This is a genomic window from Acidovorax sp. GW821-FHT10E03 (assembly GCF_059415205.1).
The window spans coordinates 1-791 of sequence record NZ_JBWKMU010000031.1; the positions used below are offsets into that span (position 1 = coordinate 1).

The window sequence follows — 791 nt, forward strand, 5'->3', positions numbered from 1 at the left end:
GGGCCCAAAGCAGACAGGGATGCTCATCTGTTTCTCGCTCAAAGTTGGCGAAGAATCCTCCGAAGCTCAGATAGTGAATTGCTGCAAGGTAGCATTCCGAGCTCCTCCGCTTCTTGTGGCGAAACATCTTCTGCGATAACCAAAATAGACAACGCATGAAGCCTGTCCTGCAAGTCTTTGGGGACGCCTTCAAGCGCCGAAAGATGTAGCTCAAGACTTGCGGCAATTGCGCTCGCGGGAGCTAAGCCAGTAGCGTACTTGTCCGCAATTTCCAGCACTCGCTCGGCTATTGAGGTATTCGACAAATCGTGAATTTCCGCTCCTGGCCGTCAGGAGTAGTTTTCGTCCAGCTCGGCTTGAATAGCTTGGCTCAGTGTCTCTGCGCTCATCACTATGCCCGCAGAATGGGGTGTTGAGAAAACGGCCACAGACCTGTGGTCCTTCGACATGCCGGGAAGCCAACGCTGCTGAAAGGCCTCAAGGGTTATTGAAGCGGGCTCACAGTCTACCCACGGTCCCGTAGCACAAGCACCGGCGTAATCGGGATGGGGCCAAACGGGGGCAATCTCGTCTGCTCCATTCGTACTGCTCAGGACCCAGCCGTCTTGGTTCCGCAGGCTCCAAACCTCCTCCCAATCTGCAATTCGCTTGATGAAATGTCGCAGCCGCTCCTCAGCAGGCAATCCGGAAACCGAAGCCATTTCCTGCGGTCTTAGTAGATATGACATGGGGGCCTTTTTGCTCCGACCAAAAAGTGAGGAGGTAGGTTCGTGAGTGGCAGCTTCTGGCCG

Annotated in this window: 1 protein-coding gene; it reads right to left on the bottom strand. The window is 54.9% G+C overall.

All coding sequences use genetic code 11. The features are described from left to right. Nucleotides 1-329: 329 nt before the first annotated feature. A complete protein-coding gene (locus AC07OD_RS28100; protein WP_494598550.1) occupies nt 330-728 on the bottom strand; it encodes a DUF2750 domain-containing protein in 399 nt (132 codons plus the stop codon). Nucleotides 729-791: the final 63 nt, after the last annotated feature.

Excerpts from the sequence above, each read along its gene's own strand:
- AC07OD_RS28100 (WP_494598550.1), bottom strand. The coding sequence starts at position 728 with ATGTCATATCTACTAAGACCGCAGGAAATGGCTTCGGTTTCCGGATTG.